The organism is Thetidibacter halocola, assembly GCF_018224955.1.
Classification (GTDB): domain Bacteria; phylum Pseudomonadota; class Alphaproteobacteria; order Rhodobacterales; family Rhodobacteraceae; genus Thetidibacter; species Thetidibacter halocola.
This window is the reverse complement of record NZ_JAGTUU010000009.1, coordinates 156,143-173,582: the sequence shown is the minus strand read 5'-3', so window position 1 is coordinate 173,582 and position 17,440 is coordinate 156,143. Positions and strand designations below refer to the sequence as shown.

The following is a 17,440-nucleotide window of genomic DNA, read 5'->3' as shown; positions in this document are numbered from 1 at the left end:
CCGCTCAAGCCAGCACGATGTCCTGCCAAAGGCTGTCCGTTTCGGTGACGCCTTGCAGGGTGAGACTGTGCCCGCCACCGAAATCCAGCACCAGGTTGCCGCCCACCACGGTCGAGATCGCCTCGAGCCGTGCTTCGGTCAGCGGCCCACCCCAGAGCCCGGTGTCGATCCGCAACTGGTCGATGCCCACCTGGAAATCGGTGATCACGTCGCGATCGATCTGCGCGGCAAAGACAAACGTGTCGGCCCCGGCGCCGCCGGTCAGCCGGTCGTCGCCGCGCCGGCTGTAGAACACGTCCTCGCCAGCGCCGCCAAACACGGTGTCGTTGCCGAACTCGAGCTGATCGTTGTCAAGCCAGACGTCGTCGCCGTCCTCCATGAAAACAAGGTCGCGCCCATTGCCGCCGACCACCGTGTCATGGCCCGTGCCGCCCTCGAGCCGGTCGTCCTGGTCGCCGCCGAACAGCATGTCGTCGCCCGCACCGCCCAGCAGCGTGTCGGAACCGCGATGGCCATAGATCAGATCATTGCCGCCACCGGTTGCGATCCGGTCGTTGCCGCCATTGCCATAGACCGTGTCGCGCCCGTCCACGCCGTCCTGATCCGTGTCGGTATACAGGTCGTTGCCACCGCCCAGCCAGACGAGGTCACGCCCGTCGCCGCCCTCGATCGTGTCGGTCCCGGCGCCGCCGCGCAGCGTGTCGCCGCCCGCGCCGCCCTGGATCCAGTCGTCGCCGCCCGCTCCGACGATGGAGTCGAGCCCGTCCAGTCCGCGCAGAACGTCGTTGTGGCGGCCGCCATACACATGGTCGTTGCCCGCGCCGCCCTCGATCGTGTCGGACCCGTCGCCGCCAAACAGCCGGTCGGCCCCGGCGCCGCCGGTCAACCGGTCGTTGCCCCATTCGCCGTAATAGACGTCGTTCCCGCCAAGGCCGCGCATCACGTCGTCGCCGTGACCACCGAACACGGTGTCGTTGTCCGACGTGAATGAAGTGGCGGCTTCCTCGAACAGGTCATTGCCTTGCCGCAGGTGGACAAGGTCGTTGCCCGCCATCGCGCGGATCGTATCGTTGCCGGTTCCGCCGGTCAGCCTGTCGGCGCCATCCGTACCGGTCACGAGGCGGTTGGTTCCCGTCGGGGGCGGAGTCGGGTCGTCCGGAGGGGGCGGTTCCGACAGGGGCGGCACGTTGACCAGGTCGGAGAGCGCCACCACCCCGTTCTGAAAGCGCACCGTCTCGATCCCTTCGATGCGGATCACGTGGCTCGCGCCCCGTGCCACCAGAACACCACCCTCGTGGACAAAGGTCATCTCTGCGCGGTTCGCCGCGATTTCCAGCAGGTCGGTGCCGGCCCCGCCATCCACCCGCGATTGCCCAGACCCGGTGCGGATCGTGTCGTTTCCGTCATGGCCAAGGAGCGTGTCCGTGCCGCCGCCGCCATCCAGCAGATCGTCGCCCGACCCGCCCAGCAGCAGGTCGTCGCCGGTGCCGCCCAGCAGGGTGTCGTCACGCTCTCCGCCGCGCAGCGTGTCGTTGCCGCCGAGCCCCGACAGCACGTCCAGCCCGCTCCCGCCCAGCAGCGAATCGTTGCCGTTGCCGCCGGTCTGCTGCCAGGCGCGGTCGATGGTGACCTCGACCACCTCGTAGGGCCGCATCTGAAGGACTGCCCGGCCGTCGCCGCCCAGCCGCCCGGTGATGTCGCGCAATTGCGCGCGCACGTCGGCCTCGCCGGCGAAATAGTAATCTTCGATCTGCCGCGGGTTGGCGACCAGTGGAAAGATCGTGTCGGGATCGGGCAGGTAGGTGCGGATCGCCCCGTTGCGGTAGTCGACATGGTTCGGATTGTTCGGGTCGAAGAAGGCCAGGCGCGACAGTTCGTTCAGCTCTGCCTGGTCGATATAGCGTTTCGAGATCCGGTTCAGCCCGTTGTCATGCGCAAAGTCGCTGAACCCGTCCGAGGAGCCGGGCGCAATGCCAAGCTGCCGCAATTCCGCGTCTGCCGCGCCGGTCAGCAGCCGCGACAGGTCCAGCGTGACGCTGCCCGGCGCGTCGTCGCGCAAGGAAATGTAAAGGACATCCCCGTAGACACTGGCGTAATGGTTGATCTCGACCGCCGCTGCGGCGCCCGACCACCGCGAGTCCATGCTTTCGAAGCGCACAGTACGCCCGGTCTCGCTCTGCTCGGGATACAGCCGGTCGGCCATCATCTTGAGCGCGGTGCCGGTGATCGACAGGTCGGCCTCGCCGTCCATCCGGTCGCCCGCCATCGTGTTGCCGGTGCGGTGTTGCAGGGGCCAGACATGGGCGTCCTTGACCCCCATCCGCACCATGCTTTCGAACATTTCCAGGATGACCGAGGCGCCGACCAGCCCCAACTGGTCATAGTTGCTGGTCAGCACGTTCCATTCGGTGATGTAGAGATCGACCTGCTTGCCGAGGTGCTCGTTGAAATTGGCCAGGCGTTCGTCCAGACGGCGGATTTCCGTCCAGTCATGGGCAAAGGCGGGGTCGTCCTCATGGCCCTTGTTGTAATAGTAATGTGCCACCGTACCGTCGATCGCCGCGATGGCGCGCGCGCTCAGCATCGACACGATGGCCTCGTTGGCGAGGTCGTAGTTGCCGCTGCCCTTGTAGGAACTGGCCTTGCCCGAGGGTTCGGACATCTGCACCAGGATCGCCGGATCCCAGCCTTCGGCGCGATGCGTCACTGCCAGCCGGTCCAGCGCATCCTGCACGCCCAGGATGGTGCGGTTAGCGGCGATGCCGTATTCGGCCTCGTTCATGGCGGCGATATGGTCGCTGCCGGGGATGTATTCGGGGTGGATGCTGCGGTTGGCGTTGGTTTCCTTGTCGCCGATGGAATACTCGTTGCCGATCTCGAAGGCCGAGATCACGTCGCCGTATTCCGACATCAGCAGATGGACGAAGTCGGCGATCTGCTTTTGCGTATAGTTCACCTTGGTCGGCAGGACGAAAGTGACCTGGAATTCATGGCCTGGGCTGCTGTTGGCCACGCACCAGTCGAGGAAATCGCGTATTTCCGCGCGCAGTCGCCCGTTTTCCAGCCGCGTGACGTCGATCGTGTTCTCGACATGCCCGCCGGGAAAGCGCAGGTGGCGCACGCCCACCGCCTCGACCGCCGCAGCGAAATCATCGGTCGGAGCAAAGGAGGCACCGCTTTGGAAGTTCACGCCATGCAGCGCGTTGGCTGCGAATTGCTCGGCATTGACCCGCCAGCCGGTTCCGGCAGAGCCAGTATGGGACAGGGAAAAGTTCGCCACGGCACCCTCCGTTTTGGAAGGTGAATCACCCTTTCTCCGGGCGGCGGCGGGATCGGATTTGCGGTAGAATTGGGGATATTCCGTGCAATCCTAAATGCTTCAAGGCAAAGAAAATTATAGAGAAAATAGAGGAGAAAGCCGGCTATTCCGCTGTGTGCGCAAGCCTGTTTGCGAACCTGGAAACGGAATTTCCTAACGAAGCGTTTACCGTTAGGCGAATATAGAATTTGATTGCGGGGCCCGACTTCGGGTTGACTGTCTGTGCCGCCCGCGACCGCTGCGCAGCCGCGCGGCCACATGCAGAAAGGAACCGGACGCTGCTGTATCTTGCCGGCATAATCGGGATGCTCGCCCTGGGCTCGCTGGTGATCGGCACCGACGAGGTAGAGGACGAGTCGGATGACGGGCAGGCCGCCCCGGAGAACGGCGGCGATGAGCCTCCCATGCACGAGGGCGGCGGTTCCCTGCTCGACAATCTCGAGATGATGGACCCGCCTGAGGTGATCGAGACCGGCAGCGATGGCGACGACGTCCTGTCCGGCTCGCCCGGACCGGATGCCATCGACGCGCTGGCGGGCCATGACCTGGTCGAGGGCGGCGCGGGGGATGACACGCTCGGCGGGGGAGAGGGCGACGATACGCTCGACGGGCAGGAGGGCGCCGACGCGCTGGCCGGCGATGCCGGTGACGACCTGCTTTACGGCGGCAACGGGAATGACGAGTTGCTGGGCGGCGACGGGGCCGACATCCTGTATGGCGGCGCCGGCGACGACGCGCTGCACGGGCGCGACGGCGATGACCTGCTGCGGGGCGACGCTGGGGCCGACCTGCTCTATGGCGGCGCGGGCAACGACACGCTCGACGGCGATGACGATGCGACGGACCATCTTGTCGGCGGGACGGGTGACGACGACATCCTGATGGGGGTGGGCGACGTGGCGCTGGGCGGCGCGGGCGCCGACCTGTTCACGCTGGCCGCCACCGCCGACGCGGCGCAGATCCTCGACTTCGACGCCGACGAGGACAGCCTGGTGATCCTTTACGAGCCGACCTCGGACGGCGCCGAACCGGAGGTCGAGCTGCGCACCAATCCCGATGACCCCACGCTGACCGACATCCTGCTGGATGGCGAACCGGTGCTGACCCTGCCGACCGAGGCGGCGCCGCATGCCGCCGATATCGTCCTCTTGGCCGAGACGGGCGGGCCAACGGCCGCCACCTGATCCCCTGCGCCGCGGCCGATCCGGGGTGTCGGTCGCTTGCATGCGCGCCCGGGTCGGAGTAGGCACGGACGACGTTCCGCTGCTCCCGGGGGTATCCATGTCCGACGATCCCAAGACGCTTGTCTCGACAGACTGGCTTGCCGCCCATCTGAAGGACCCGGACCTGCGCATTCTCGATGCCAGCCTCTATCTGCCCGGGTCCGACCGCGATGGCCGGGCCGAGTATGAGGCGGGGCACATTCCCGGTGCGCGCTTTTTCGACATCGACGAGATTTCCGACGCCCGCAGCGAACTGCCGCACATGGCCCCGCCGGTCGAGAAGTTCATGTCGCGTATGCGCGCCATGGGGGTCGGCGACGGACACCAGGTGGTGGTCTATGACGGCGCCGGGCTGTTCTCGGCCGCGCGGGTCTGGTGGCTGTTCCGCCTGATGGGCAAGGAAGACGTGGCCGTGCTCGACGGCGGCCTGCCGAAATGGCAGGCCGAAGGCCACCCGATGGAAGACCTGCCGCCCTTCGTGCGCGACCGCCACATGACGGTTCGCCGCCAGGCACACCTGGTCCGGGATGTGACCCAGGTTTCGTCCGCATCCAAGCTGCGCGACCATGAGATCATCGATGCCCGCAGCCCCGGCCGCTTTCGCGGCGAGGCGCCCGAACCGCGCCCCGGCCTGCGCTCGGGCCACATCCCCGGTTCGAAGAACGTTCATTATGCCGCGCTGCTGAACGATGACGGTACGATGAAGGATCCCGCCGCCCTGCGCGCCGCGTTCGAGGCCGCCGGAGTCGACCTGTCGAAACCGGCGATCACGACCTGCGGCTCGGGCGTGACCGCCGCCATTCTCAGCCTTGCCATGGAACGTTTCGGCAAGACCGACCATTCCCTCTACGACGGGTCCTGGAGCGAGTGGGGGCAGTTCCCCACGCTGCCCGTCGCCACCGGAGACGACTGATGTTCGAACTGCTCAAGGAACAACCCGCCGACAAGATCCTGATGCTGATGCAGGCCTTTCGCGAGGACCCGCGCGAGACCAAGATCGACCTTGGCGTCGGCGTCTACAAGGACGCCAACGGCAACACCCCCGTCATGCGCGCGGTCAAGGCCGCTGAAAAGCTGTGGTGGGAACAGGAAACCACCAAGGCCTATACCGGGCTTGCCGGCGACCCCGCCTATGCCGAGGCGATGATCGACCTCGTTCTGGGCGATGCGGTGCCGCGCGCCGCCGTGTCCGCGGCGGCAACGCCGGGCGGCACGGGCGCCTGCCGGCAGGGTTTCGACCTGGTTCGCATGGCGAACCCCGCCGCGCGCGTCTGGGTCAGCGATCCGACATGGCCCAACCACCTGTCGATCCTCAAGCACATGGGGATGGAGCGGGTTGATTACCGCTATTTCGACGAAGAGACGCGTGGCGTCGATTTCGATGGCATGATGGCCGACCTCGCCGGGGTCAAGGCGGGCGACGTGGTGCTGGTGCATGGCTGCTGCCACAACCCGACCGGCGCCAACCTGAACCTTGCCCAGTGGCGGGAACTGGTCGCCCTGCTGAACGCCAAGGGCGCGATCCCGATGGTCGACATCGCCTACCAGGGCTTTGGCGACGGTCTGGACGAGGACGCGGCGGGCGTGCGCCTGATCGCGTCGAGCGTGCCGGAATGCATCATCGCGGCAAGCTGCTCGAAGAATTTCGGTATCTACCGCGAGCGCACCGGCCTGCTAATGACGGTCGCACAGGACACGGCCAAGCAGAAGCTCAACCAGGGCACGCTGAACTACCTGAACCGACAGAACTATTCCTTCCCGCCCGATCACGGCGCGCGGCTGGTGACGCTGGTGCTGAACGACCCTGGCCTGCGCGCCGACTGGGCGGCGGAACTGGAAGAGGTGCGCCTGTCGATGCTGGGCCTGCGCGAGCAACTGGCCTCGGAACTGCAGCGCCTGTCGGGGTCGGATCGCTTCGGCTTCATCGCGCAGCATCGCGGCATGTTCTCGCGCCTCGGCGCGACGCCGGAGCAGGTTGCGCGCCTGCGCGACGAACATGCGATCTACATGGTGGGCGATTCCCGCCTGAACATCGCGGGTCTCAACAAGACCACGGTGCCTATCCTGGCGAGGGCGATCGTCGACGTGGGTATCTGATCCGGGCGTGATCCGGCGGCCTCGGCTGAGGCCGAGACACCATGCCTCTGCCCCCTCCCTGTCCCTCCCCCGTGTCCGGGGGAGGGAACACCGTTGAGGCCGATCCCGTCAGGACGGCCGCATCATCCGTGGCAGGCGACGCTGTCCTCCGGCGCTTCGGTTCGGTCGGTCATGCCATAGTCGCGCAGGACATGGCAGACCTTCAGCCGGTAATCGGCGAAGATGTCCTTTCGCCCGCGGCTCTGCGCCCGGCGATGCGCGGCCAGCCGGCGCCAGCGCATCACCGCCTCCTCATCCTCGAAGAAACTGATCGACAGCAGCTTTTCCGGGTTGGTCAGGCTCTGGAACCGCTCGACCTTGATGAAACCCTCCATCCCTTCGGCCAGCGGCCGCATCTCGGCGGCGATGTCGAGATACTCGGGCACGTGGCCCTCCTTGGGGATGACTTCGAAGATGATTGCGATCATGGCGTTCCCTCCTGTTGGCTGCGCGCAAGCTGTCGTGGCGACAGGAAAAGCGCAAGGTCAGTCCGGATTGCCGCGCGTCATCGGGATGGGCAGAGGCGTCTCGCGGGGATGGCCGTGGCGGGCGCCAGCCATGACGCGCAGATCCTGCCTCCTCTGGTTCGCAAGTACCGCGGGAGAGTCGTCGCCAGGCGACGGGGGCAGAGCCGCCTCGCACCTGCCACCCGCACCCGGCGTCAGGATGGGGCGCAGCAGCGCCACGGGATGCGCCCGCAGCGACAGGCGGAAGGCGACGTAATCCTCGACCACCGCCTCGCCCGGCGTCATCGCGGGCAGATGCGCCGCGGCCTCGATGATCGCCTCGCCGTCCATGTCGCGGGCGAACAGCGGCAGGTCGGGGCCTTTCGTCGTGGCCTTGGCCTCCCACAACGCGTCGCGGCGGTTCAGGCCAAGCGAGGCAAAGACGTCCGCCTCGGCCAGCCGTGCCAGCACCTGCGGGCCCAGGTCGGCCCGGCGCCAGACATCCCGCACGGCGGCATAGCCGTTGCCGCGCGCGGCGGTGATCCAGGTCGCGTCCTCCTCGGCCAGGCCCCGGATCTGGCGAAAGCCCAGCCGCAGCGCCAGCCCACCTTGGCCGTCGGGCTCCATCGTGTTGTCCCAGAAGCTGGCATTGATATCGACCGGGCGCACCGTGACGCCGTGTTCGCGCGCGTCGCGCACGATCTGCGCGGGGGCGTAGAACCCCATAGGCTGCGAATTCAGCAGCGCGCAGGCGAAGATGCCGGGATGGTGCCGCTTGATCCAGGCCGAGGCATAGACCAGCAGGGCGAAACTGGCGGCGTGGCTTTCGGGGAAGCCGTATGAACCGAACCCCTCGATCTGGCTGAAGCAGCGCTCGGCGAAGTCGGCCTCATAGCCGTTCTTCGCCATGCCGCGCAGGAAGCGAGTGCGGAATTCGCTGACATTGCCGTGTTTCTTGAAGGTGGCGAGGCTGCGGCGCAGACGGTCGGCCTCTTCCGGCGTGAACCCCGCGCCGGTGATGGCGATCTGCATCGCCTGCTCCTGGAACAGCGGCACACCCAGCGTCTTGCCCAGCACCTGGCCCAGCGCGTCAGAGGGAAATGCGACCCGCTCCTCGCCGTTGCGGCGGCGCAGGTAGGGATGCACCATGTCGCCCTGGATCGGACCGGGGCGGATGATCGCCACCTCGATCACCAGGTCGTAGAAGCAGCGCGGCTTCATCCGCGGCAGGAAGTTCATCTGCGCCCGGCTTTCCACCTGGAAGATACCCACGCTGTCGGCCTTGCACAGCATGTCGTAGACGCGCGGGTCCTCGGGCGGCAGCGTGGCCAGGCTGTGCCTTTGCCCGTGATGCGTGGCGATCATGTCGAAGGCCTTGCGGATGCAGGTCAGCATGCCGAGGCTGAGCACGTCGACCTTGAGGATGCCCAGCGTGTCGATGTCGTCCTTGTCCCAGCAGATGACGGTGCGCCCCTCCATCGTGGCGTTCTCGATCGGCACCAGCTCGTCCAGCCGGCCTTCGGTGATGATGAAGCCGCCGACATGCTGGCTGAGGTGGCGGGGAAAGCCGATGATCTCGTAGATCAGTTCGAGGGTAAGCGTCAGGCGGCGGTCGTCGGGGTCGAGCCCGATCTCGGCCATGCGCTGGCGTTCCAGCCCCTTGGTGGAGAAGAACCCCCAGAGCTGCGAGGACAGCGCGCCGATCGTGTCTTGTGACAGGCCCATGGCGCGGCCCACCTCGCGGATGGCGCGCTTGCCGCGGTAGTGGATGACGGTGGCGCAGAGGCCCGCGCGGTGGCGACCATAGCGGTCGTAGATGTGCTGGATCACCTCCTCGCGGCGTTCATGCTCGAAGTCCACGTCGATGTCGGGCGGCTCGTCACGGGCCTCGGAGACGAAACGCTCGAACACCATCGTGCCGATCTCGGGCGAAACCGAGGTGACGCCAAGCGCGTAGCAGACGACCGAGTTGGCGGCCGATCCGCGCCCCTGGCAGAGGATGCCGCGCGAGCGGGCAAAGGCGACGATGTCGCGCACGGTCAGGAAATAGGGTTCGTATTTCAGCCTGGCGATCAGGCGCAGCTCATGCGCCAGCATGGCGCGGACCTTGTCGGGGGCACCCTGGGGATAGCGCCAGTGCAGGCCTTCATGGGCGAGGCGCGACAGGCGCTCTGACGCCGTTTCGCCTTTGGCGATCTCGGAGGGGTACTCGTAGCGCAGGCTGCCGAGGTCGAAGGTGCAGCGCCCGGCCAGGGCCGCGGCGCGGTCGAGCGCCGCGCCATGCGGGCCAAGGATGCGGCGCATCTCCGTCTCGCTGCGCAGGCGCTGTTCGCCATTGGCCAGCGCGGCGCGGCCCAACTGGTCGACGCGGCAGCCTGTGCGGATGGCGGTCAGCACGTCGGCCAGGCGCCGGCGCCGGCCGTGATGCATCATCGGCGCGGCTGTGGCGAGCGTGGGCAATTCCAGATGCGCTGCGAGGCCGGCCAGCCGGTCGAAGCGCGCCCTGTCCTGCCCGTCATAGGCGGGGGCGAGGGCCAGGTGCATCTGCCCGGGAAAGCGGCGCGACAGCCGTTCCGCCCGTGTCCGCCATTCGCCCGCGCCGCGCGGTCCCGCCTGTGCCTGTGGGGCTGGGTGGAGGATGAATTCCAGCCCCTGCGCGTCCTCCGGCAGGTCGTTGAGGCCGATATCGCAGGAGCCCTTTCGCGCCCGCAACCGCCCCGTCGAGATCAGCCGGCAGAGCGCCGCCCAGCCCTGCCGCGTGGCGGCCAGCGTCGTCATCTGCACGCCTTCGCGGAAGACCAGCCTTGCGGCGGGGATCAGCCGGGGGACGTTGCGGATATCGGCCGAAGCGGCGCGCGGCAGGCCGTCGGGGCAGGGTGGGCCGATGGGGCCGTCGCGCGCCTCGATCGCGTCGCGCTCGGCCACCTGGCGGGCGATCTCGCGAGCGCGGGCATGGGCGCGCACGATTCCCGCCACGCTGTTCTCGTCGGCGATGGCGATGGCCCCTATGCCGATCAGGGCGGCACGGTCCATGTAGTCCTCGGGGTGGGAGGCCCCGGTGAGGAAGGTGAAGTTGGAGGTGATGCAGAGTTCCGCCGTCATGGGCGGTATATTAGTTCACGTTATGTTCTTTTTCGAGTCCGGTTGATCCGGGTGGCGACGTTTTTTGCGGGGGCTCTGCCCCCGTCGCGCGCTGCGCGACTCCCCCGGAGTTTGCCGGGCAAGATGAAGGGGACGGTCAGCGCAGGGCGGATTTCATCGCCGCTTCGGGGAAGCAGGTGGCGGGCGCGCCCCGCGACTCCTGCCATACACCGATGGATCGGCGGGTCTTGAACCCGGCGAGGCCGTCGGCGCCCCCCACGTCATGGCCCAACCGTTCCAGCGCCGTTTGCATCGCGGCCACGTCGGAGCGCAGCAGGCTGTCGACCTTGCCCCAGGGCGCGGTGAAATCGCCCATGCCATACTGGATGCGGTCGCCCACATGGCCCACGAAGAGCGCGTAGAGGTCGGAGAAGTTGTAATCCTTCAGGACGTAAAAATTCGGCGTGACGATGAAGGCCGGGCCGTTGCGGCCGGCGGGTAGCAGCAGCGAGCCCTTGGCGCGGGCTTCGTGGTCGGGAAAGGGTTTTCCGTTGATGCGGCTGATGCCCATCGCTGCCCAGTCGCGGATCGGGCGCGCCTGATCGGGGCCTTCGAGCGTGCAGGAGACGGATGCGGGCAGCGTGACCTCGAACCCCCAGTCGCGCCCGGTTTGCCAGCCGTGTTTGGCCAGATAGCTGCCGATCGAGGCGATCGTATCGGCCTCGGACCGCCAGATGTCGGCATGGCCGTCGCCGTCGCCGTCGGCGGCGTACTCCAGGAAGTTGGACGGCATGAATTGCGGCTGGCCCAGCGCGCCGGCCCAGCTGCTTTTCATTGCCCGCGAGGGCGCGTGCCCGGCCTCGGCGATTTGCAGCAGGGCGATCAGTTCCTGGGTGAAATAGGCGGCGCGGGTCGACATGAAGCCCTTGGTGCCCAGCACGCGGAAGGCGTCATGCGGGATCGCGGCGCGGCCATAGCCGCTTTCGCGGCCCCAGATGGCGAGGAGGATACGGGCGGGGACGCCGGTCTTGCGCTCGGTGGCGGCGAGGGCGGTTGCATGGGTTCGGGCCATCTGGCGGCCGACCGACGTGGCGCCGTCCAGGGCGCCTCGGCTGAAATACCGGGCGGGGGCGCCGAATTCGGCCTGGCTTTGCGGGCGGCTTTTCGGTGGTTTCGTGCCGGGCGGCACGAGGTCGGGCAGATCCCAGTCCAGCGCGACGCCGTCAAAGGCGCCCTCGAAGGTGCGGCGCGAGACGCCCTTTGCCTTGGCTGCGGGCCAGATCGACTGTTCCAGCCAGGTGCGGAACTGGCCTTCGACCTGCGCGCGGTTCTGTGCCGCGGCGGGACTGGCGCAAAGCAGGGCGAGAAGGAGCAGCGCGCGGATCATGGAGCCTCCGGGTTTCGGCCAGTCTAGCGCCCGAGCGTGGCCGCTCAAGAGGCGGTCCTGCGGCCAGCGGGACGCCGCGCATGGCGCGGTCAGGGGTGCTTGCGGTGCGGTCCCAGAAGGGTCGCCAGCAGCAGGACCGCGCCCGAGACGGTGGCGATCATCCCGGCGGCCGAGACCGCGTCGGTCCGGCCCAGCCAGAGCGGACCGTAGCCTGCCATTACATAGCCCAGAACCGCGGACAGCGTGGCAAAGCCCAGCGACCAGGCCACCTGCGCCCCCAGACGGTCGGTCATCATGCGGGCGGCGGCTGGCGGGCAGATGAACATGGCGATCACGATGATCGAGCCCACAGCGTCGAAGGCCGCGACCGCCGCCAGCGCGGCCAGTGTGGCGATGGCCAGGCCGATCAGCCCTGTCGGCAGGCCGAGGCTGCGGGCGAATCCCTCATCGAAGGTAGCCAGCACGAAGGGCCGCCAGAACAGCGCGACCACCGCCGCGACCAGAACAGTGACACCGGCCATTCGGAACAGTTCCGGCGGCAGCAAGGACAGCGCGGACGGATCGACAAGCGAGGCCCAGCCCACAGCGTCCAGCCAGATCAGGCTTTCGAGATTGCCATACAGAGCGTGTTCCACGTCAAGATGCACCGACGACGTGTCGGATTGCTCCAGCAGCAGTACGCCGCCCGCGAACATCGCGGTAAAGACGACGCCCATCGCCGCCCCCGGCTCGACCCGGCCAAAGCGGCGGATCGCCTCGATCGCCAGCACGGCAACCAGCGCGGCACCGGCGGCGCCCAGCATCATTGGAAGCGTGGAGATGACCCCGGTCAGAAGGAAAGCCACGACGATGCCGGGCAGGACCACGTGGCTGATCGCGTCGCCGATCAGCGACTGGCGGCGTAGCAGCAGGAAGTTGCCCGGCAGCGCGCAGGCGATGGCGGCCAGCGTGCCGATCACCATGGGCGGCAGCGATAGGGCGACGAACTCGAACCCCATCAGGTGGCTCCCCTGGGGGCCAGGGTGGTATCCAGCGCAGCCAACTGGTCCGCCGTCAGCACGCTGTCGATCAGGGTCAGCCCGTCATCGCGCGAGGACAGGTCCGTCAGCGTGTCCGAGCGGCGCAGGGCCTGCCAGCGCGCCTCGTCCAGGCGGATGCGGGCGGTCTCGGCGCGGCCGGCCTCGGTCGGTTGACCATCGGGGCGTGTCAGGCCGGCGCGGCGCAGCATCCTGCGGGTCATCGCCTCGTAGACCGGCTCGCCGCGCGAGAGCGCCAGCAGGCCCTGCCGCAGGTGGACGCGGCTTTGAAGACGGCGGTGGCGCAGGGCTGCGGCCAGCAGCCCGCGCGACGGTGCGACCAGCAGCGACACCGCGAACAGCGCGAAGCCCAGCAGCACCACGATGGGGCCGGTGGGCAGGGCGGGGGCGGTGGCCGACAGCGCGGCGCCGCCATAACCGGCCAGCCCTCCGAACAGGCCCGACAGCATCACCACGTGCAGCGCCCGTTCCGACCAGAAGCGCGCGGCGACGGCGGGAATGATGAGCAGGGCAACGATCAGGATCAGGCCGACGATCTTCAGGCCCACCACCGTCACCGCCAGCACCAGCGCCATCAGCGCTGCGTCCATGCGGGCGACACCGATGCCGTTGACCTGGGCGTAACCCTCGTCGAAGGCGACCATCAGAAGCGGGCGGCGCAGAGCCAGAACTGCGGCCAGCACGGCCGCCCCGCCTGCGGCGATGATCAGCGCGTCGGCGCGCAGCATCCCGGCGGTCGAGCCCAGGAGGAACCCCTCGAGCCCCGCCTGCCGCCCTGCCTGCATGGTCTGCACGATGGTCAGCAGAACGATTCCAGCGCCGAAGAAGGTGGACAGGATCGCGCCGATGGCGGCGTCCTGCGGCAGCCGCGTGCGGGCGGTCATGCGGCCCACCAGCCACAGCCCGATCCCGGCCGACAGGGCCGAGCCTAGCATGAGGCCGGGCAGGAACCGCCCCTCGCCCCCCAACGCGACCATCACCATGAAGGCCAGCGCCAGCCCGGGCAGGGTCGCATGGCTGATCGCGTCGCTGACCAGCGAGCGTTTGCGCAGGTAAAGGAACCCGCCCACCGCCCCGGCGGCGATGCCCAGCGCGGCAGAGCCGAGCGCCACCAGCGCGGCGTTGTAGCCCAGTTGCAGCGTCAGCGCCTGCCAGATCATCACGCCCTCCGCGCGGTGAACCCGTCGGACAGGCGCCCGCCATAGGCCTCGTGCAGCGTGTCGGTCGTGAAGGCGGTGGATACCGGCCCCTCGGCGATGCGGCGGCGATTGATCAGGAAGACGCGGTCGAAATAGGCCTCGACCGTGGACAGGTCGTGATGCACGGCGACGATGGTGCGGCCCTCGTCGCGCAGCGCCTTGAGCACGGCGATGATGGCGGATTCGGTCGCTGCATCGACTCCGGCAAAGGGTTCGTCCAGCAGGAACAGGTCGGCCTGCTGCGCCAGAGCCCGGGCCAGGAAGACGCGTTGCTGCTGGCCGCCCGACAGCTGGCCGATCTGGCGGTCGGCGAAATCGCGCATGCCGACCCGGTCAAGACAGGCCATAGCCGCCTCGCGGTGCTGCGGGCGGACCCGGCGCAACAGGCCCAGATCGCGATACATGCCCATCAGCACCACGTCGATGACCGTCACCGGGAAGTCCCAGTCGATGCTGGTGCGCTGCGGCACATAGGCGATGCGGCTGGACTGCCGCGCCACGGGCTTGCCCCAGGCGGTGATGCGCCCGGCCAGCGGTTTCACGATGCCGAGGCAGGCCTTGAGCAGGGTCGACTTGCCCGCGCCGTTCGGGCCGACGATGGCGGTCATCTGCCCGGGCGCGACGGTCATGTCGACCGAGAACACCACCGGATCGCCGCCATAGGATACGGTCAGGCCGCGCACCGCCAAGGGGCTGGTTTCGGCCTTGTCGGAGGTGCCGGGGCGGGCCAGGCGCATGCTCATGCCGACCCCAGCCTGCCGAAGAAGCCCGTCTCGGGCGCGTCGCCGCCCAGCGCGCGGGTGATCGTCGTCACGTTGTGGTCGATCATGCCCACATAGGTGCCTTCCCAGGTGCCCGGCTCTCCCATCGCGTCCGAGAAAAGCTCGCCACCGATGCGCACGTCGTGGCCCTGCGCGGCGGCGCCCTCGATCAGGGCGCGGATGTTGCGGTCAGAGACCGAGCTTTCGACGAAGACCGCCGGGATGCGCCGGGCCACCAGTGTGTCGACCAGTTCCGCGATGCGGGCGAGTCCCGCCTCGGACTGGGTCGAGATGCCCTGGATCCCCATTACCTCGAAATGATATTCGCGGCCGAAATAGCCGAAGGCGTCATGCGCCGTAACCAGCACGCGTGCCGCCTCGGGCACCGTGGACAGCGCGTCGCGGGCTTTCGCATCCACGGTCTCAATCTCGGCCAGCAGGCGCGCGGCGTTTTCCACGAAGGTCGGTTCGTCTCGCAGCGCCAGCATGGCGTCGCGGGTGGCTGTCACCGCGTGCGACCACAGGCGTGGCGCCATCCACAGATGCGGGTCAGTGCGGCCCTCGTATTCGGAGTGACGCAACAGGTCTGCCTCTGGCGCGGCCTCGGCCACCGCGACGACACTCGTCTTGCGCCCCAGGTCCAGCAGCAGCCCTTCCAGTTGCGCCTCCAGATACAGGCCGTTCCAAAGCACCAAATCGGCGCGCGACAGCGCGACGATGTCGGTGCGGGTCTGGCGGTAGGAATGCGGATCGACACCGGGGCCCATCAGCGCGGTCACCTCGGCCGCCTCGCCGGCAATGGCGCGGGCGGCGTCGGCGATCATGCCGGTCGTGGCCACGACGCGCAGCGGGGTGTCAGCCCGGCCGATGGCGGGCGCGGCCAGCCCGGCAGCCGTAAGGGTCAGCATGGATCGTCGGGTCAGCAGCATCGTGTTCCTCCTTGGCCTGCATATGCGAGGCATTCGCAAAAAGTCAATCCAGTTGCAATCCATTCTCAAAAAAGTCCGCCGATTGACGATCTGCTGCCTGCCGTCTGTGCGCGGCGCCATGAAATACGGCACGCCGCCGCTGGACCTTGCCACCTTGTCTCTGGCCGGAAGCGGACTTGCACGGCGGCCGCGCGTGGCCGTGACCCATCAGCAGCCCTTTTTCCTGACGTGCTTCGGGTCCGAGCGTTGCGGCACGCCAGAGATCGCGGCGGCCATCGAACGCGGCGGCATTTTGGATGCGATGGTCTTGCGTTGCGCGCTGCCCTACGGCCCGCGCGGCATCAAGCCCTTCATCAAGGCCGAGCTGTTCCTGCAGAACGGGCTGATGAACGCCGTCCGGCTGCGCTTTCTCGATCGGGCGCGGGCGGTGCTGAACTGTGACATCGACGAGCTGGTGATGGATGCGCGCGGCTCTATCTTCGACCGGGCGGTGCACAGCCGCTTCGGCCTTGTCGCTTTCCCGGGGTGCTGGGCGCTCCGCGCGCCGGGGGCGTCGGGGTTGCCCAGTCATGCCGGCCACAGCCATCGCGACGACCCGCCTCAATCCTGCCCGACCAAGTGGTGCATCGTGCCCTCCGGCCCGTCGAGGGGGTTGCAATGGCGCGCGCATCAGCTGGAGCGGCTGCCTCTGCCCCGGCTGTTCGCCCCGCGCGACGCCTGGTTCTGGCATCTTTACGGCCTGACAACGGGCTGGAAACGCATCGAGGCGACCCGCGTACGCTCCTGCCTGGTGCCTGAACCGGCCCTGACCCAAGCCATGGCTGCGGCGGGCCTGACGGAGCGGCAGGCGCCGTCTTGGCTTCAGGGCGCTTGCAACCCATGTGCGGGCTTGCCACTCTTGAGCATCCGCAGGAGCGAATGATGACCACCGCGACAGCCACAGCATCCCCGACCGCCACGCAGCTTCCCCAGACCACAGAGGGTCGCAACCCGGGCATGGACCTGGACATGGACTGGGTCATGCGCGCCCGGGCCAACCGCTCGGCCATCGAGCGGCGGGCCACCACCCTGCCGGGTCGGCGCAGCGTCAAGAAGGATCACCAGGCGGCATGGCTGGCCCGCGCCATTTCCTGCATCGACCTGACGACGCTTTCGGGCGATGACACTGCGGGCCGCGTGGCGCGCCTGTGTGCCAAGGCGCGCCAGCCGGTGCGCCCAGACCTGCTGGCGGCGCTGGGGCTGGAGGGGCTGACCGTCGGCGCGGTCTGCGTCTATCACGACATGATCGAACCGGCGGTGACGGCGCTGCATGGCTCTGGCATCCCGGTCGCGGCTGTCAGCACCGGCTTTCCGGCGGGCCTGTCGCCCTTTCACCTGCGCTTGGCAGAGATTGGCGAAAGCGTGCAGGCCGGCGCCGAGGAGATCGACATCGTGATCTCGCGCCGCAAGGTTCTGACCGGCGACTGGCAGGGGCTGTATGACGAGATGCGCGCCTTTCGCGCCGCCTGCGGGGCCGCGCATGTCAAGGCGATCCTCGCCACAGGCGAGCTGGGCACGTTGCAGAACGTTGCGCGCGCAAGCCTTGTCTGCATGATGGCCGGGGCGGATTTCATCAAGACCAGCACGGGCAAGGAAAGCGTCAACGCCACGCTGCCTGTCAGCCTCGTCATGGTCCGCGCGATCCGCGAATACCACGAGCGCACCGGCTATCGCGTCGGCTACAAGCCGGCGGGCGGGATTTCCAAGGCCAAGGATGCGCTGGTCTACCTGTCGCTGATCAAGGAGGAACTGGGCGACCGCTGGCTGCGGCCCGACCTGTTCCGCTTTGGCGCGTCCTCGCTGCTGGGCGATATAGAACGGCAGTTGGAACACCATGTCACCGGTGCCTATTCCGCCGCCTGGCGGCATCCGATGGGCTGACC

At 68.0% G+C, this 17,440-nt stretch carries 13 protein-coding genes; 5 read left to right on the top strand and 8 right to left on the bottom strand.

Annotated elements, in window-relative coordinates; translation table 11 throughout:
- Positions 1 to 4: 4 nt before the first annotated feature.
- Positions 5 to 3,280, bottom strand: a complete 3,276-nt coding sequence (locus KB874_RS23325; protein ID WP_212538404.1) for a calcium-binding protein — start codon at positions 3,278 to 3,280, stop codon at positions 5 to 7.
- A 344-nt stretch (positions 3,281 to 3,624) separates the two neighbouring features.
- Here KB874_RS23325 and KB874_RS20335 point away from each other — a divergent pair, with 344 nt between their 5' ends.
- From KB874_RS20335 to KB874_RS20325, 3 genes are all read left to right on the top strand, one after another.
- Complete coding sequence (locus tag KB874_RS20335) at positions 3,625 to 4,503, top strand: calcium-binding protein (protein WP_212538403.1); 879 nt, start codon at positions 3,625 to 3,627, stop codon at positions 4,501 to 4,503.
- 97 nt (positions 4,504 to 4,600) lie between these two features.
- On the top strand, positions 4,601 to 5,455 hold the full coding sequence (gene sseA / locus KB874_RS20330; protein ID WP_212538402.1) for a 3-mercaptopyruvate sulfurtransferase: 855 nt from the start codon (positions 4,601 to 4,603) through the stop codon (positions 5,453 to 5,455).
- Positions 5,455 to 6,639, top strand: coding sequence for an amino acid aminotransferase (locus tag KB874_RS20325; RefSeq protein WP_212538401.1), 1,185 nt, complete (start codon positions 5,455 to 5,457; stop codon positions 6,637 to 6,639). The genes sseA and KB874_RS20325 overlap by 1 nt, the downstream gene beginning before the upstream one ends.
- A gap of 122 nt (positions 6,640 to 6,761) precedes the next feature.
- Here KB874_RS20325 and KB874_RS20320 read toward each other — a convergent pair whose 3' ends face one another.
- The 7 genes from KB874_RS20320 to KB874_RS20290 form a co-directional block, all read right to left on the bottom strand.
- On the bottom strand, positions 6,762 to 7,106 hold the full coding sequence (locus tag KB874_RS20320; protein ID WP_212538400.1) for an antibiotic biosynthesis monooxygenase family protein: 345 nt from the start codon (positions 7,104 to 7,106) through the stop codon (positions 6,762 to 6,764).
- Between the two features lie 57 nt (positions 7,107 to 7,163).
- Positions 7,164 to 10,226, bottom strand: coding sequence for an error-prone DNA polymerase (locus KB874_RS20315; RefSeq protein ID WP_212538399.1), 3,063 nt, complete (start codon positions 10,224 to 10,226; stop codon positions 7,164 to 7,166).
- Positions 10,227 to 10,362: 136 nt separating this feature from the next.
- Positions 10,363 to 11,592 (bottom strand): lytic murein transglycosylase, encoded by a 1,230-nt coding sequence (locus KB874_RS20310; protein WP_212538398.1) that lies wholly within the window; start codon positions 11,590 to 11,592, stop codon positions 10,363 to 10,365.
- An 89-nt stretch (positions 11,593 to 11,681) separates the two neighbouring features.
- The gene (locus tag KB874_RS20305) at positions 11,682 to 12,590 is read right to left on the bottom strand and encodes a metal ABC transporter permease (protein ID WP_212538397.1); all 909 of its coding nucleotides are present in this window, start codon (positions 12,588 to 12,590) and stop codon (positions 11,682 to 11,684) included.
- Positions 12,590 to 13,789 carry a metal ABC transporter permease gene (locus KB874_RS20300; RefSeq protein WP_212538396.1) on the bottom strand — a complete coding sequence of 400 codons (1,200 nt, stop codon included), beginning with the start codon at positions 13,787 to 13,789 and terminating at the stop codon, positions 12,590 to 12,592. The genes KB874_RS20305 and KB874_RS20300 overlap by 1 nt, the downstream gene beginning before the upstream one ends.
- A complete protein-coding gene (gene aztA, locus KB874_RS20295) occupies positions 13,789 to 14,571 on the bottom strand; it encodes a zinc ABC transporter ATP-binding protein AztA (protein ID WP_212538395.1) in 783 nt (260 codons plus the stop codon). The genes KB874_RS20300 and aztA overlap by 1 nt, the downstream gene beginning before the upstream one ends.
- Complete coding sequence (locus KB874_RS20290) at positions 14,568 to 15,518, bottom strand: metal ABC transporter solute-binding protein, Zn/Mn family (RefSeq protein WP_212538394.1); 951 nt, start codon at positions 15,516 to 15,518, stop codon at positions 14,568 to 14,570. Before KB874_RS20290 ends, aztA begins: the two co-directional genes overlap by 4 nt.
- Between KB874_RS20290 and KB874_RS20285 the strand changes: the two genes are divergently transcribed.
- Positions 15,496 to 16,440 carry a hypothetical protein gene (locus KB874_RS20285; RefSeq protein WP_212538393.1) on the top strand — a complete coding sequence of 315 codons (945 nt, stop codon included), beginning with the start codon at positions 15,496 to 15,498 and terminating at the stop codon, positions 16,438 to 16,440. The genes KB874_RS20290 and KB874_RS20285 overlap by 23 nt on opposite strands.
- On the top strand, positions 16,440 to 17,438 hold the full coding sequence (deoC, locus tag KB874_RS20280) for a deoxyribose-phosphate aldolase (RefSeq protein WP_212538392.1): 999 nt from the start codon (positions 16,440 to 16,442) through the stop codon (positions 17,436 to 17,438). Before KB874_RS20285 ends, deoC begins: the two co-directional genes overlap by 1 nt.
- The last annotated feature ends 2 nt before the right edge of the window (positions 17,439 to 17,440 follow it).

Coding starts and splice junctions, on each gene's coding strand:
- KB874_RS20335 (WP_212538403.1), top strand. CDS start 3,625: ATGCTCGCCCTGGGCTCGCTGGTGATCGGCACCGACGAGGTAGAGGAC.
- sseA (WP_212538402.1), top strand. CDS start 4,601: ATGTCCGACGATCCCAAGACGCTTGTCTCGACAGACTGGCTTGCCGCC.
- KB874_RS20325 (WP_212538401.1), top strand. CDS start 5,455: ATGTTCGAACTGCTCAAGGAACAACCCGCCGACAAGATCCTGATGCTG.
- KB874_RS20320 (WP_212538400.1), bottom strand. CDS start 7,106: ATGATCGCAATCATCTTCGAAGTCATCCCCAAGGAGGGCCACGTGCCC.
- KB874_RS20315 (WP_212538399.1), bottom strand. CDS start 10,226: ATGACGGCGGAACTCTGCATCACCTCCAACTTCACCTTCCTCACCGGG.
- KB874_RS20310 (WP_212538398.1), bottom strand. CDS start 11,592: ATGATCCGCGCGCTGCTCCTTCTCGCCCTGCTTTGCGCCAGTCCCGCC.
- KB874_RS20305 (WP_212538397.1), bottom strand. CDS start 12,590: ATGGGGTTCGAGTTCGTCGCCCTATCGCTGCCGCCCATGGTGATCGGC.
- KB874_RS20300 (WP_212538396.1), bottom strand. CDS start 13,789: ATGATCTGGCAGGCGCTGACGCTGCAACTGGGCTACAACGCCGCGCTG.
- aztA (WP_212538395.1), bottom strand. CDS start 14,571: ATGAGCATGCGCCTGGCCCGCCCCGGCACCTCCGACAAGGCCGAAACC.
- KB874_RS20285 (WP_212538393.1), top strand. CDS start 15,496: ATGGATCGTCGGGTCAGCAGCATCGTGTTCCTCCTTGGCCTGCATATG.
- KB874_RS20290 (WP_212538394.1), bottom strand. CDS start 15,518: ATGCTGCTGACCCGACGATCCATGCTGACCCTTACGGCTGCCGGGCTG.
- deoC (WP_212538392.1), top strand. CDS start 16,440: ATGACCACCGCGACAGCCACAGCATCCCCGACCGCCACGCAGCTTCCC.